Source organism: Massilia sp. DD77, from assembly GCF_036961685.1.
Lineage (GTDB): Bacteria > Pseudomonadota > Gammaproteobacteria > Burkholderiales > Burkholderiaceae_D > Telluria.
Map to the genome: position 1 here is coordinate 182,489 of NZ_JBAMDH010000001.1, position 14,767 is coordinate 197,255.

Consider the following 14,767-nt stretch of genomic DNA (forward strand, 5'->3'; position numbering starts at 1 on the left):
CGCCGCCGATTACATATTGCGGCGATACTGCCCACCCACCTCGAACAGCGCCGTGGTGATCTGCCCCAGCGAGCAGACCCGCACCGCGTCCATCAGCTTGGCGAATACGTTCTCGTTGTCGATCGCCGCCTGCTGCAGCGCGGCCAGGGCGGCCGGCGCCTGGGCGGCATTGCGCGCGTGGAAGGCTTCCAGGCGGGTCAGCTGCGACTGCTTCTCGTCGTCCGTGGAACGGGCCAGCTCGATCGTCGCCGGCGCGCCCGCGCCGTTCGGGTTGCGGAAGGTGTTCACACCGATGATCGGCAGGGTGCCGTCGTGCTTCTGGTGCTCGTACAGCATCGACTCTTCCTGGATCTTGCCGCGCTGGTAGCCGGTCTCCATCGCGCCCAGCACGCCGCCGCGTTCGGCGATGCGCTCGAACTCCTGCAGCACCTGCTCTTCGACCAGGTCGGTCAGCTCGTCGATGATGAAGGCCCCCTGGTTCGGGTTCTCGTTCTTCGCCAGGCCCCATTCGCGGTTGATGATCAGCTGGATCGCCAGGGCGCGGCGCACCGATTCGTCGGTCGGCGTGGTGATCGCCTCGTCGTAGGCGTTGGTGTGCAGCGAGTTGCAGTTGTCGTAGATCGCGATCAGCGCCTGCAGGGTGGTGCGGATGTCGTTGAAGTCGATCTCCTGGGCGTGCAGCGAGCGGCCCGAGGTCTGGATGTGGTACTTGAGCTTCTGCGAACGCTCGTTGGCGCCGTACTTGTCGCGCATCGCCACCGCCCAGATGCGGCGTGCCACGCGGCCCAGCACCGTGTATTCCGGGTCCATGCCGTTCGAGAAGAAGAAGGACAGGTTGGGCGCGAAATCGTCGATGTGCATGCCGCGCGCCAGGTAGGCTTCGACAAACGTGAAGCCGTTCGACAGCGTGAAGGCCAGCTGCGAGATCGGGTTCGCGCCCGCTTCGGCGATGTGGTAGCCCGAGATCGACACCGAGTAGAAGTTGCGCACCTGGTGGTGAACAAAATATTCCTGAATGTCGCCCATGACCTTGAGCGAGAACTCGGTCGAGAAGATGCAGGTGTTCTGGCCCTGGTCTTCCTTCAGGATGTCGGCCTGCACCGTGCCGCGCACGTTCATCAGGACCCAGTCCTTGATCTTCTGCGCTTCGTCATCGGTCGGCTGGCGCTTGTTCTCGAGGACGAACTTGTCGATCTGCTGGTCGATGGCGGTGTTCATGAACATCGCCAGGATGGTCGGGGCCGGGCCGTTGATGGTCATCGAGACCGAGGTGCTCGGGCTGCACAGGTCGAAACCGTCGTACAGCACCTTCATGTCGTCCAGGGTCGCGATCGAGACGCCCGAGTTGCCGACCTTGCCGTAGATGTCGGGACGGATCGCCGGATCGGCGCCGTACAGGGTCACCGAGTCGAAGGCGGTGGACAGGCGCTTGGCGTCCATGCCGGTCGAGACCAGCTTGAAGCGCTTGTTGGTGCGGAAGGCATCGCCTTCGCCCGCGAACATGCGGGTCGGGTCTTCGCCTTCGCGCTTGAAGGCGAACACGCCGGCGGTGTAGGGGAAGGAGCCCGGCACGTTTTCCAGCATCAGGAAGCGCAGGATCTCGCCGTGGTCCTCGAAGCGCGGCAGGGCCACCTTGCGGATCGGGTTGCCCGACAGGGTTTTTTGCACCAGGCGGGTACGGATTTCCTTGTCGCGGATCTTGACGACGTAATCGTCGCCCGCGTAGGCGGCCTGCATGTCCGGCCACATGGCCAGCAGCTTCTTGGCGCCGCCTTCCATGGCGTTGTCGCGCTCCGTGATCAGGTCGTCCAGCACAAGGTCAGGAGTAGAGTCCGCACGATTGGCCGCGGCCAGCATGCGCTTGGTTTCCTGCAGCTGCTGGCGTTCGCGCGCCAGCTTCACCTGTTTATGGGTGTTGCGGTGGTAGCCGCGCACGGTGTCGGCGATTTCGGCCAAGTAGCGCGCACGGGCCGGGGGCACGATCACGTTCTTGCCGCTCGAGTACTTCTGCGACGGGGCGTTCAGCTTGCCCGCTTCGACCTGCAGGCCCAGCTCGGCCAGCTTGGGCAGCAGGCCGTGGTAGAGGGCGGTGACGCCGTCGTCGTTGAAGCGCGAGGCCTGGGTACCGAACACCGGCATCTCGTCCGGCGACTTGCTCCACAGTTCGCGGTTGCGCTGGTACTGCTTGGCGACGTCGCGCAGCGCATCCTGGGCGCCCTTGCGGTCGAACTTGTTGATGGCGATGAAGTCGGCGAAGTCGAGCATGTCGATCTTTTCCAGTTGCGACGCGGCGCCGAATTCCGGGGTCATGACGTACATCGAGGTGTCGACGTGCGGCACGATGGCGGCGTCGCCCTGGCCGATGCCCGAGGTCTCGACGATGACGAGATCAAAGCCAGCGACCTTGCAGGCCGCAATAACGTCAGGCAGGGCCTGCGAGATCTCGGAACCCGCTTCGCGGGTGGCGAGCGAGCGCATGAAGACGCGCGCCTGGCCGTTCCACGGATTGATCGCGTTCATGCGGATGCGGTCGCCCAGCAGGGCGCCGCCCGACTTGCGGCGCGAGGGGTCGATCGAGATCACCGCGATGTTCAGGCGGTCGCCCTGGTCGAGGCGGATGCGGCGGATCAGTTCATCGGTCAGCGAGGACTTGCCGGCGCCGCCGGTGCCGGTGATGCCCAGGACCGGAGTCTTGACGCCGTCGGCGGCGTTCACGATCTGCTCGCGCAGAGCGGCATCGGCCTTGCCGTTTTCCAGCGCGGTGATCAGCTGGGCCAGCGGACGGTGGCGTGCGCCGATCTCGCCCTGCTGCAGGGCGTCGATCGAGGTCGGTGCGTACGAGGACAGGTCGACGTCGCAGGCTTCCAGCATCGAGCGGATCATGCCGACCAGGCCCATGCGCTGGCCGTCTTCCGGGCTGAAGATGCGGGTGACGCCGTAGGCGTGCAGTTCCTCGATCTCATGCGGGACGATGACGCCGCCGCCGCCGCCGAACACCTTGATGTGGGCGCCGCCGCGTTGTTTCAGCAGGTCGATCATGTACTTGAAGTATTCGACGTGGCCGCCCTGGTAGCTGGAGATGGCGATGCCCTGCACGTCCTCGGCCAGCGCCGCGGTGACGACTTCGTCGACCGAGCGGTTGTGGCCGAGGTGGATGACCTCGGCGCCGTTCGACTGCAGGATGCGACGCATGATGTTGATCGAGGCGTCGTGGCCGTCGAACAGGGAGGCGGCGGTGACGAAACGGACCTTGTTGGCGAGTTTCGGCTGTTCCGGCAGGTCGAGCTTGGCGGCGGAAGTGATGTCGTTCATTGGATAGGTCCTTAGGTGTCGGCGGACTGAGGATATTCTGGTACGGTATATGACGTTAACGTTAACGTCAAGCCAGGCACGCTGCGCCTGATTCGTCATCCCCGCGTAGGCGGGGATGACGTTGATTTAAGTTGGCAAAGAATCAGGCCGCGCGGCGCTTGACCTTGCCCGACAGCAGCTCCGCCTTGCGCACACGGTACTCGGCCACGGCCTTTTCCTTCACATGGCCGAAGCCGCGGATCTGGTCCGGCAGCGCCGCCAGCTCCACCGCGGTCGCGTGGTTCGAGGCGTCCAGGGTGGCCAGCAGGCCTTCGATCATCTCGCGATACTCGGTGATCAGGGCGCGTTCCATCTTGCGCTCGGCGGTGTAGCCGAAGACGTCGAGGGCGCCGCCACGCAGGCCTTTGAGCTTGGCCAGCAGCTTGAAGGCGCCGAACATCCACGAGCCGTACTTGGCTTTCACCATGTGGCCCTTGGCGTCCTTCTTGGCCAGCAGCGGCGGGGCCAGGTTGAAGCTGAGCGAGAAGTCGCCTTCGAACTGGGTCTTGAGCTGCTCGAGGAAACGGCCGTCGGTGTACAGGCGCGCCACTTCGTATTCGTCCTTGTAGGCCATCAGCTTGGCGTAGTTCTTCGCCACCGCCATGGACAGCTTGTTGCCCAGGCCTTTGGTCGATTCAGCCTCGCGCACGCGCTTGACCAGGTCTTCGTAGACGGCTGCGTAGGCTGCGTCCTGGTAGCCGGTCAGGTGTTCGACGCGCTTCTTGATGACGCTTTCCAGGTTTTGCGGCATCTGGATCACGACGGTCTGCACGGGAATCGCCTGCTTCTCGACGCGCTTGAAGTCCACGGCGGCGCGGCGGCCCCACAGGAAGCTCATCTTGTTCGAAGCGACGGCCACGCCATTCAGTTCGATCGCGCGCAGCAGGGCGGCTTCGCTCAGCGGGATGCGGCCCTTCTGCCAGGCGTAACCCATCAGGAAGAGATTGGTGGCGATCGAGTCGCCCATCAGCGCGGTGGCCAGCTTGGTGGCGTCGACGAAATCGACGCCCGCGTCGCCGCCCACGGCTTCCAGGATCAGCGAACGCACGTCGCCGGACGGGAATTCCCAGTCGCGCTGCTGGGCGAAGGTGCCGGTCGGCTGCTCGTGCAGGTTGACGATGGCGAGCGTCCGGCCCGGACGCATCTTCGACACCGCATCGGCGGCGCCGGTGGTCAGGATGTCGCAGCCCAGGATCAGGTCCGCTTCGCCGGTGGCGATGCGCTGGGCGCGCAGGCGCTCGGGCGAGGCGGCGATCTTCACGTGCGAGGTGACCGAGCCGTTCTTCTGGCTCATGCCGGTCATGTCCAGCACCGAGGCGCCCTTGCCTTCGAGGTGGGCGGCCATGCCCATCAGGGCGCCGACGGTGATCACGCCGGTGCCGCCGATGCCGTTGATCAGGATGTTGTACGGATGTTCGACACCCGGCAGGGAGGGTAGAGGCAGCTCGCCCCAGCCGTCATCCGCGCCGTTCTTCGATACACCGGCCTTGCTCTTCTTGAGCGCGCCGCCTTCGACGGTCACGAAGCTCGGGCAGAAGCCCTTGTTGCACGAGTAGTCCTTGTTGCACGAGGACTGGTCGATCTGGCGCTTGCGGCCGAATTCGGTTTCCTTCGGCAGGATCGAGACGCAGTTCGACTGGATGCCGCAATCGCCGCAGCCTTCGCACACGGCTTCGTTGATCACCATGCGCTGGGCCGGGTCGGGGAACTCGCCCTTCTTACGGCGGCGGCGCTTTTCGGCGGCGCAGGTCTGGTCGTAGATGATGACGGTCACGCCCGGCAGCTCGCGCAGTTCGCGCTGGATGTCGTCCATGTGCTTGCGGTCGTGCAGCGTGACCAGCGCCGGCAGGTTGGAGCGGTCGGCGTAGCGCGACAGGTCTTCGGTGACCAGGGCGATGCGCTTGACGCCTTCGGCCGCCATCTGCTGGGCGATCATCGGCACCGAGGTCTGGCCGTCGACCGGCTGGCCGCCGGTCATCGCGACCGCGTCGTTGTACAGGATCTTGTAGGTGATGTTGACCTTGGCCGCCACCGCCGCGCGGATCGCGAGATAACCAGAGTGGAAGTAGGTGCCGTCGCCCAGGTTCTGGAACACGTGCGGCACCTGGGAGAACGCGGCCTGGCCGATCCACGGGGTGCCCTCGCCGCCCATGTGGGTGGTCAGCTTGTTCATCTCCGGGTAGATCGAGGTCGCCATCACGTGGCAGCCGATGCCGGCCAGCGCGAAGGAGCCTTCCGGCACCTTGGTCGAGCTGTTGTGCGGGCAGCCGGAGCAGTAGAAGGCCGGGCGGAAGGGCGTGGTGATCGCCTTCCGCAGCACGGCGTCCTTGGCGTCCAGGAACGCCAGGCGCGCCTTGATCAGATCGCGGGTGCTGTCGTCCAGGTCCAGGCGGGCGATGCGGCCGGCGATCACGCGCGCCACCTGGGCCACCGAGAAGTCGGCCTTGGGAGGCAGCAGCCAGTCGCCGCGCGGGGCCACCCACTCGCCCTTGTCGTCGAACTTGCCGACGATGTGGGGACGCACGTCGTCGCGCCAGTTGTACAGCTGTTCCTTGAGCTGGTATTCCACCACCTGGCGCTTTTCCTCGACCACCAGGATCTCTTCCAGGCCCTGTGCGAATTCGCGCACGCCTTCCGGCTCCAGCGGCCAGATCATGGCCACCTTGTACAGGCGCAGGCCGACCTTGGCGGCCATGGTTTCGTCGATGCCCAGTTCTTCCAGCGCTTCCAGCACGTCCAGGTAGGATTTGCCGGACGCGATGATGCCCAGCTTCGCATTGGCGCTGTCGATGGTGGTGCGGTTCAGCTTGTTTTCGCGGGCGTAGGCCAGGGCCGCGTAGATCTTGTAGTCCTGCATCAGCGCTTCCTGGTTGCGCGCCTGCTGGCCCAGCGGTACCGAGGACAGCTTGGTATTCAAGCCGCCTTCCGGCATCGCGAAATCCTTCGGATACTTCACTTCGACGCGGAACGGGTCGGCGTCGACCGAGGCGCTCGATTCGACCGTGTCGGCCAGGGCCTTGAAGGCGACCGCGCAACCCGAATAGCGCGACATGGCCCAGCCGTGCACGCCCAGGTCCAGGTATTCCTGCACGTTGCAGGGGTAGAGCACCGGGATCATGCAGGCCGAGAAGATATGGTCGGACTGGTGCGGCAGGGTCGACGAATACGCGCCGTGGTCGTCGCCGGCCACCAGCAGCACGCCGCCGTGCTTGGCGGTGCCGGCATGGTTCATGTGCTTGAAGACGTCGCCGCAGCGGTCCACGCCCGGTCCCTTGCCGTACCACATGGCGAACACGCCGTCGTACTTGGCCGGGCCGATCAGGTCCACGGTCTGGGTGCCCCAGACGGCGGTGGCGGCCAGGTCTTCGTTCACGCCCGGGACGAACTGGATGGCGTTCGCTTCCAGGTGCTTCTTGGTCTTCCACAGGGTCTCGTCCAGGCCGCCCAGCGGGGAGCCACGGTAGCCCGAGATGAAGCCGGCCGTGTTCAGGCCCGCGGCCAGGTCGCGCTCGCGCTGCATCATCGGCAGGCGCACCAGGGCCTGGATACCGGACAGGAAGATGGCGCCCGACTTCGCGGTGTACTTGTCGTCCAGGGTGACGGTGGTGAGGCGGGAAGAATAGTCGGCGGGCGCGCTGGCGTTCAGGTCGCCGGGCGTGACGGTATCGGGCATTGCTGTCTCCAAGGGTATTGGCTTGTGTGTCCGCGGCGCCGCCGGGTAGGCGGGCCGTGGATGGGCAAAGCGCAGATGGCGCTTCGCAGTCGGCTTAGTAGCCGCGTGGAGTGTAGGGATTTAGTAGTCCACAATCCAATAGGGATTGCGGATGGGGGTATAAGAAAAAATGATGGCTGATATTCAGGCAGCCAGGCGGGCCCCGGGCCAGGCGCCGCGCGCGCACAGGTCTTCGGTCACTTCGCGCACCAGGCGCCCGATGGCGGCGGCGGCATTGGTCAGCGGGATATTACGCGAACCGCAGAGGATCACGCGCCGGGTGACGGCGGGGTCCGCCACCGGCCAGGCCGCCATGGCGCCGCGCGCCAGGTCGTCCTGGAAGGGCGCGCGCGGCAGCAGGGTGGCGCCCAGGTCGGCCAGGATGGCCGAGCGCAGGATCGTGATCGAGTTGATCTCCAACACATTACGCAGCACCAGGCCGGCGCCTTGCGCCACCTGCTCCACCAGCGGGCGTACGCCGTGCTGGCGCGCCGGCAAGATCAGGATGCTGGCCAGGGCCTGGCGCAGGCTGAGCGTGGCGCCCGCGGGCGCGAAGGGCGAGCCGGGCTTGCAAATGAAGACCAGGTCTTCCTCGACCAGGGGCGTGGCCGTGAACTGCACGGTGGGGGCGTCGTCGAATAGCACCGCCAGATTCAGGCGCCCGGACTTGAGCTGCTCGGTGAGGTTGCCCGAGATTTCCTCGGTCAGCTGGAGGGTGATCTCGGGATAGCGCTCGCGCACCGCCGTGAGCAGGGGCAGGGCCAGCGCGCCCGAGATGCTGTGCGGCAGGCCGAGGGTGACGCTGCCCGAGGGGCGGTCGAGCGACTGGGTGACGGCCGCGCGCGCGTCGGCCACCTGCTTCAGGATCGCCTGCGCGTGCTCGTAGAACACCTTGCCGGCATCGGTGCTGACCACGCCATGGGCCGAGCGGTGCAGCAGCTGGGCGCCCAGCTCTTCTTCGAGCTGGCGCAGCTGCTGGGTCAGCGCCGGCTGCGCCACGTGCAGCACCAGGGCCGCGCGCGAGAGCGAACCGTGGTCGACGATAGCGACGAAATAGCGCAGCTGGCGAAGTTCCATAAATCCCAAAAATCAATATATGTGTCTACAAAGCAACAACGTGCGCCTACACAAAATGTAAAGTTGCTATACTGCACTTTGGCCGGTGGGCGGCGAGATTAACATAGCAAGGTTACAAGATGTTAAAGAAAGTGGATGCGTCACAGTTGAAGATCGGGATGTTCATCCATGATCTGGATTGCGGCTGGATGGAGCATCCTTTCGTGCGCAACCGTTTCCTCTTGAGTACCGAGGAAGAGATCTACAAGATCCGCAACGCCAGGATCCGCGGCGTGGTGATCGATTGCGCGCGCGGCATGGACATCGACGACGCCCCGACACTGGCCGAGGCCGACGCCGCCACCGAGGCGGAAGTCACGGCCATCGCCGCTTCCAAACCCGTCGTTGTCACCCGTGTCTCGCTGGGCGAGGAACTGGCGCGCGCCGCCACCATCCGCAAGCAGGCCGCCGGCCTGGTGCGCACCGTGATGCAGGACGCGCGCCTGGGCAAGGCGGTCGAACTCGACAAGGTCGGCCCGGTGGTGCAGAGCGTGACCGAATCCATCCTGCGCAATTCGGGCGCCTTGCTCGGCCTGCTGCGCATCAAGAACAAGGATGACTACACCTTCCTGCACTCGGTCAGCGTGTGTGCGCTGCTGGTGGCGTTCTGCCGCTCGCGCGGCATGGCCGAGGACAGCATCTACCAGGCCGGCCTGGGCGGCCTGCTGCACGATACCGGCAAGGCCCTGGTGCCCGACCATATCCTGAACAAGCAGGGCCGCCTGACCGACGAGGAATTCGCGGTCATCAAGCGCCACCCGCGCGACGGCTATGACCTGCTGCGCAAGACGCCGGAGATCGGCGCGATCCCGCTCGACATCACCCTGCACCACCACGAGCGGCGCGACGGCAGCGGCTACCCGGACCAGCAGGCCGAAGGCAGCATCAGCGAGCTGGCCCAGATGGCGGCCATCGTCGATGTCTACGATGCCATCACCTCGGACCGCTGCTACCACAAGGGCATGTCGGCGGCCGAGGCGCTGCGCAAGATCTACGAGTGGAGCAAGTTCCACTTCAGCCCCAGCCTGGCGCAGGAATTCATGCGCTGCGTCGGCATCTACCCGGTCGGCACCCTGGTGATGCTGGAGTCGGGCCGCCTGGGCGTGGTCGTCGAACCGCACGAGAGCAGCCTGCTCACGCCCAAGGTCAACGTCTTCTTCAATACCAAGCGCCAGATCTACATCAAGCCGGAAACCCTGGACCTGTCCAAGGCGCTGGGCTTCGGCGGCGGCGACAAGATCGTGCGCCACGAGTCGCCCGAGAAGTGGAAGGTCGATCCCTTCCGCTTCATGCAGCTGGCCTGAATCCGCGCCCCGCGCCGGCGACGATCAGGACCTGTTCTTCCTGTCAGCTTGTTGTCGGGCTGCGATTGTGGCAGTGTGGGCGCAGGTCCCGTCCAGGGCAAGTTCCCACTTTGGCACAAGGAGAAGGCATGAGCGCCGGCACACCGCCCGTCATCGAGTTCTGGTTCGAATTCGGCAGCAACTACAGCTATCTGACCCTCATGCGCATCGAGGAGGAAGTGCGGCGCGCCGGCCTGCGGCTGGCCTGGAAGCCCTTCCTGCTCGGCCCCATCTTCCGCGAGCTGGGCTACGAGAACGCGCCCTTCGTACAGCAGAAGGAAAAGGGCGAGTACGCCTGGCGCGACGTCGCACGGCGCGCCGCCAAGTATGGACTGGCGTTCCGGCGTCCGAGCGAGTTCCCGCGTACGGCCCTGCCGGCGATGCGGGTTGCGCTGCTGGCGGCGGACGAACCCTGGATCGGGGAATTCTGCCGCCGCATCATGCAGCGCAACTGGGTGCGCGACCTCGAGATCGCCTCGGACGAGGCCGCGCTCGAGGCGCTCGCAGGCCTGGCGCCGGACCCGCAGGCGGTGCTGGCGGCGGCCCTCGGCGAGGCCAACAAGCTGGCGCTGCGCGAGCAGACGGCGCAGGCGCGCCGGCGCGGCGTGTTCGGGGCGCCGACCTTTTTTGTCGGGGACGAGATGTTCTGGGGCGACGACCGGCTGGAGGATGCGATCGACTTCGCCCTCGCCACACAGGCCTAGAAGAATTCGGCGGTGTCGTTGGTGGCCACGGTCTGCAGCAGACCGTGCGCCACCAGCTCTTCGTAGTAGCAGGCGCGATTGCGGCCGTTGGCCTTGGCGTAGTAGAGCGCCTGGTCGGCGTGGCCGAGCGTGACCACCGGCGAATCGCTGGCGCTGACGCTGGTGAAGCCGACGCTGACCGTCACCTGGCCAACCTGCGGGAAGACATGGGCTTCGACGTTGGTGCGGAAGCGGTCGATGATCTTGCGCGCGTTCTCCAGGGTGGTCGAACGTAGCAGCACCACGAATTCCTCGCCGCCGAAGCGGAACACCCGGTCCTGGGCGCGGAAGGAGGACTGCAGCAGGTTGGCGACCAGGATCAGCACCTCGTCGCCGTACAGGTGGCCGAAGCGGTCGTTGACCCCCTTGAAATGGTCGACGTCGACCACCGCCAGCCATTGCTTTTCCTCGCCGCCGTGGTGGCGCCGCTCCGGCTGGCCCGGCACCAGCGGTTCGCTGTCCGAGGCGTGCAGCATGCGCGCCAGCTGGTCGTCGAAGGTCTTGCGGTTGAGCAGGCCGGTGAGCGAATCGCGCTCGCTGTAGTCGAGCAGGCTCTGGAAGTTGCGGTAGACGCTGACGATCCCGCTGATCATGTGGATCGCTTCCGGCGTGAACGGCCCCTGGTGGACGATCTCGAGGCAGGTGTCGGCCTTGTCGCCGAACCAGATCGGCAGCCACAGGCGGCGCAGGCCATCCTCGCCGGCGGCTTCGGCGCGCGAGTCGTGGTTGTCGAGGCAGTGGGCCAGGGCTGGATAGAGCGCGATCGGCTCGCCCGGGCTGGCGCTGTCCTGGGGCTCCTCCGGGCAGGCCACGCCGCCCATGCGGATGCAGGCGCGCGAACGCACGAAGCGGTGCCCGCAGACCGTGGCGATGTTCAGCACCCGCGTCTGCACCGCCCGTCCCAATTCCTGCACGGCCGAGATCACGGAGATGTCGAGCATCGTGTGATCGCGGTGGCCGGTCATGTCGACCATGTGTCGCAGCAGGGTGTCGTTCACGGAAGCGTCGTCAATCACAGGCACGGGGCTGGGGTACCGATGGTGCCGCTTTTTTGGGCGGCGAAGCGACACAGGATAATACTTTTTTGTATTGCAGGCAATTATTCTTATCAAAAATTATTCTTTTTTGAGCATCTCCGGTGCTGGCCTTATCAAGCTCTTTCAAAGCTGTTCCTCATCAGAATCTTCCGTTTCCAATAGGAAAAATTGACAGTAGTCAAGTTGCTGTACGGCACGATTCGCTAAAGTGAACTCACTGGCAAACGCAACAAAGCAGTGGCGACGGGGCCCCGACGCAGCCAGTTTTCCTCAACCACCACAAGGAGTTTGTCATGAGCACGATGTCCTCCGCCATCAAAGCCTTCATTGCCGACGAAAACGGTGTGACCGCCATCGAATACGGCATGATCGCCGCCCTCATCGGCGTCGTGATGGCGACCGTGGCAGGCGAAGTCGGCGAAAAGATCAAGGACGCGTTCACGTTCATCCGCGACCAGTTCCCTGACACCACCGCTTGATCGTCCGCCCCCCGCGGCTGCATGTCGCCCTGGGGGGCTTTTTTTTCGGGAGGAGGGCGCATCATGCCTGTCGCACCATACCTCGATACCCTGCTGCTGCTGATGGTAGCCGCTTGCGCCGTCAACGACCTGGCAAGCCGCCGCATTCCGAACCGCTTGCTGCTGGCCGGCGCGGCCGGCGCCTTGTGCCTGCACCTTGCCTCGGCAGCGCCCCTTGGCGGCCTGCAGTCCTGGCTGGGCGGCATCGCCACCGGCCTGATCGTTTTTCTGCCGTTTTACCTGATCCGCGGCATGGCTGCCGGGGACGTCAAGATGATGGCCGCCGTGGGCGCCTTCACCGGCGCGGTCGACGCGCTGCACATCGCCATCATGGCCTGGTGCGTGGGCGGCGTGATGGCGATCGCGATCGTCGCCTGGCGCGGCCGCCTGTTGCTGGCGCTGTCGAACATGTGGTCGATCCTGCGCGGCGCATTGCTGCGCCTGCCGCCGTCCCCGGGCGCCTACGGCGCAACGGGCCAGAAGAGCGCCGGCTCCATGCCTTATGGGGTCGCCATCGCTGCCGGAACAATGATCATTTTGATAAGCCGCTATGGCTAATCGGGGGCGGGTGCGCACTTGTTGGCTGTCAAAGGCCGGGCATGGACGCTCGCTAGAATCAAATCAAGTTCTCTTAAACACTTGCCTTGAGCAGGAGGTTGCAATATGGAAGCGCTAACGGGAAGCGCAGGGCTGGGCGCGGCGGCTGAAGCGGCCGCGGGCGGCGCCGGCGAGCGCCTCGCGCCGCTGGAGAGCGACGCCGTGCCGGTGCTGCCGCGCCAGGCAAGGACCATCCGCGATACCGGCCTGGAGCCGCGCTTCGTCACCGCCCTGGTGGTCAAGTCCATGCATGCGAGCGGCAAGACGGCGCTGTCGGTGCTGACCGGCCGGCTGCGCCTGTCGGTGAGCGTGGTACGCGAAGTCATGCAGCACCTGATCGCCGCCCAGCAGGCCGAGGTGGCGTATTCCGGCGACTCCGACATCGACGTGCACTACCAGCTGACCGCCCACGGCCAGCGCGCCGCCGCCGACTACCTGCTCGCCTCCCGCTATGCCGGTCCGGCGCCGGTACCGCTGGCCGCCTGGCACGCCGCGATCGGGGAGCAGTCGCTGCGCCGCGACGACGCGCTGCGGGTCACGCCCGCCGACCTGCAGGCCGCGCTGGGCGAGGATGGACTGGAGCCGGCGGTGCGCGAGCTGGTCGGCGCGGCCCTGCGCTCGAACCGTCCGCTGCTGCTGTTCGGGCCCTCCGGCAGCGGCAAGACCACGCTGGCCAGGAAGCTGGCGCGCCTGCGCCAGGAACCGGTGGCGGTGCCGTATGCGGTGCTGGTCAAGCACGAGATCGTGCAGGTCTATGATCCGGTCCTGCATCCGGCCCCGCTGGCCAGCCGCGGCATGGAAGAGCGGCGCAGCTGCGACGCGCGCTGGGCGCTGTGCCAGCGCCCCCTGGTGCACGTCGGCGCCGAGCTGACCCGCGACATGCTGGAGCTGCGCCACGATCCGTCCAGCGGCCTGTTCCACGCGCCGCCCCAGCTGCTGGCCAATAGCGGCCTGCTGGTGGTGGACGACCTGGGACGCCAGCGCATGCCCGCCGGCGAGCTGCTGCACCGCCTGCTGGGCGCGCTCGAGCAGGGACGCGACCACGTCGCCGTGCCGAATGGACCGACCCACGCGCTGCCCTTCGACGCCGGCCTGGTGCTGGCCACCAGCCTGGCGCCCGAATCGGTGCTCGACGACTCCTGCCTGCGCCGCATCGGCTACCGGATCGGGATCGGGCCGCTGTCCGAGGCGGGCTACCGCGCGCTGCTGCTGCGCCAGGCGCGTCTGAACCGGCTCGAGCCCGAGGCCGGGGCGCTCGACTACCTGGTGCACGAACTGCACCGCCGCACCCGGCGTCCGATGCTGGCGGCCTATCCGCAGGAACTGGTCCAGCGCATCCTCGATTTCGCCGGCTTTGCCGGACGCGCTCCACGCTTCGACATGGACAGCGTGGCCCAGGCCTGGAGCAGCCTGTTCGGCGCAGGCTCGCCGCCGATTCCGACGGGAGATGTGCGATGAAAAACAAGCGTGCCGTGATCGTGATGGCGCTGGCCGTCGTGTTCGGGCTGGGGGCCGTGGCGCTGGCCGCCCAGTGGCTGCTCCATGCGCCTGCCTCCGGCGCCGGACGCATCGCCGTCGCCATGGTCGACATCGACATCGGACAGCGCCTGGCGCCCGAGATGCTCAAGCTGGTCGACTGGCCGGCCGACAGCGTGCCCAAGGGCGCCTTCAACGATCCCCAGAAGCTCAGCGGCCGCGTGATGCGCACCAGCGTGCAGGCGGGCGAACCGGTGAGCGAATCCAAGCTGGCGCCGGCCGGTACCCTGGGCGGCTTGTCGGCCCTGATCACCGCGGGCAAGCGCGCCATCACGGTGCGCGTCAACGACGTGATCGGGGTGGCCGGCTTCGCCCTGCCGGGCAATTACGTCGACATCATCGTCAGCACCGAGACCGAGCCGCAGCCGCAGTCGCAGGGCGGGCAACGCGAGCAGAGCATCTCGAAGATCGTGCTCGAACGGATCCTGGTGCTGGCCGTGGCCCAGGAGGTCAACCGCGACGAGACCAAGCCCAAGGTCGTCAACGCCGTGACCCTCGAAGTCACGCCGGAGCAGGCCGAAAAGCTCGACCTGGCGCGCAGCGTCGGCTCCCTGTCGCTGGCGCTGCGCAACCAGGTCGATCCGGCCGCCAGCGCGACGGCCGGCGCCACCAAGCAGAACCTGCTGCCGCCGCTGGCCGCGCCGGCATCGCCAGCGGCGCCGGTGCGCCGGGTCGCGCTGCCGGTATCCCGGCCGCGGCCGCCGGCGCAGCGGCCGCCAGCCCCACCGGCGCCGCGACACGATTGCGTCGGCGTGATCAACGGCCTGCACAGCTCGCAGGAATGCTTCTGAGACCTCCTCGCCTGGATTGATGC

At 66.4% G+C, this 14,767-nt stretch carries 10 protein-coding genes; 6 read left to right on the forward strand and 4 right to left on the reverse strand.

Going from position 1 to position 14,767, the window contains the following annotated elements:
* Positions 1-9: 9 nt before the first annotated feature.
* The 3 genes from icmF to V7778_RS00865 form a co-directional block, all read right to left on the reverse strand.
* Entirely contained in the window at positions 10-3,312 is a 3,303-nt protein-coding gene (gene icmF, locus V7778_RS00855; RefSeq protein WP_335551471.1) for a fused isobutyryl-CoA mutase/GTPase IcmF, read from the reverse strand.
* Between the two features lie 142 nt (positions 3,313-3,454).
* A complete protein-coding gene (locus V7778_RS00860) occupies positions 3,455-7,024 on the reverse strand; it encodes an indolepyruvate ferredoxin oxidoreductase family protein (RefSeq protein WP_335551472.1) in 3,570 nt (1,189 codons plus the stop codon).
* A gap of 183 nt (positions 7,025-7,207) precedes the next feature.
* Positions 7,208-8,140 (reverse strand): LysR substrate-binding domain-containing protein, encoded by a 933-nt coding sequence (locus V7778_RS00865; protein WP_335551473.1) that lies wholly within the window; start codon positions 8,138-8,140, stop codon positions 7,208-7,210.
* A gap of 119 nt (positions 8,141-8,259) precedes the next feature.
* Between V7778_RS00865 and V7778_RS00870 the strand changes: the two genes are divergently transcribed.
* Positions 8,260-9,483, forward strand: a complete 1,224-nt coding sequence (locus V7778_RS00870) for an HD-GYP domain-containing protein (RefSeq protein WP_335551474.1) — start codon at positions 8,260-8,262, stop codon at positions 9,481-9,483.
* 128 nt (positions 9,484-9,611) lie between these two features.
* Positions 9,612-10,226: a 2-hydroxychromene-2-carboxylate isomerase gene (locus V7778_RS00875; RefSeq protein WP_335551475.1), complete on the forward strand. Its 615-nt coding sequence runs from the start codon at positions 9,612-9,614 to the stop codon at positions 10,224-10,226.
* Here the strand turns inward: V7778_RS00875 and V7778_RS00880 are convergent.
* The gene (locus V7778_RS00880; protein WP_335551528.1) at positions 10,223-11,239 is read right to left on the reverse strand and encodes a GGDEF domain-containing protein; all 1,017 of its coding nucleotides are present in this window, start codon (positions 11,237-11,239) and stop codon (positions 10,223-10,225) included. The genes V7778_RS00875 and V7778_RS00880 overlap by 4 nt on opposite strands.
* A gap of 356 nt (positions 11,240-11,595) precedes the next feature.
* On the opposite strand from V7778_RS00880, the gene V7778_RS00885 reads away from it, so the two are divergent.
* From V7778_RS00885 to cpaB, 4 genes are all read left to right on the forward strand, one after another.
* Positions 11,596-11,781 (forward strand): Flp family type IVb pilin, encoded by a 186-nt coding sequence (locus V7778_RS00885; protein WP_211520340.1) that lies wholly within the window; start codon positions 11,596-11,598, stop codon positions 11,779-11,781.
* 63 nt (positions 11,782-11,844) lie between these two features.
* Entirely contained in the window at positions 11,845-12,378 is a 534-nt protein-coding gene (locus V7778_RS00890; RefSeq protein ID WP_335551476.1) for an A24 family peptidase, read from the forward strand.
* 105 nt (positions 12,379-12,483) lie between these two features.
* Positions 12,484-13,875, forward strand: a complete 1,392-nt coding sequence (locus tag V7778_RS00895) for an ATP-binding protein (RefSeq protein WP_335551477.1) — start codon at positions 12,484-12,486, stop codon at positions 13,873-13,875.
* A complete protein-coding gene (gene cpaB, locus V7778_RS00900) occupies positions 13,872-14,744 on the forward strand; it encodes a Flp pilus assembly protein CpaB (protein ID WP_335551478.1) in 873 nt (290 codons plus the stop codon). The genes V7778_RS00895 and cpaB overlap by 4 nt, the downstream gene beginning before the upstream one ends.
* Positions 14,745-14,767 lie beyond the last annotated feature (23 nt).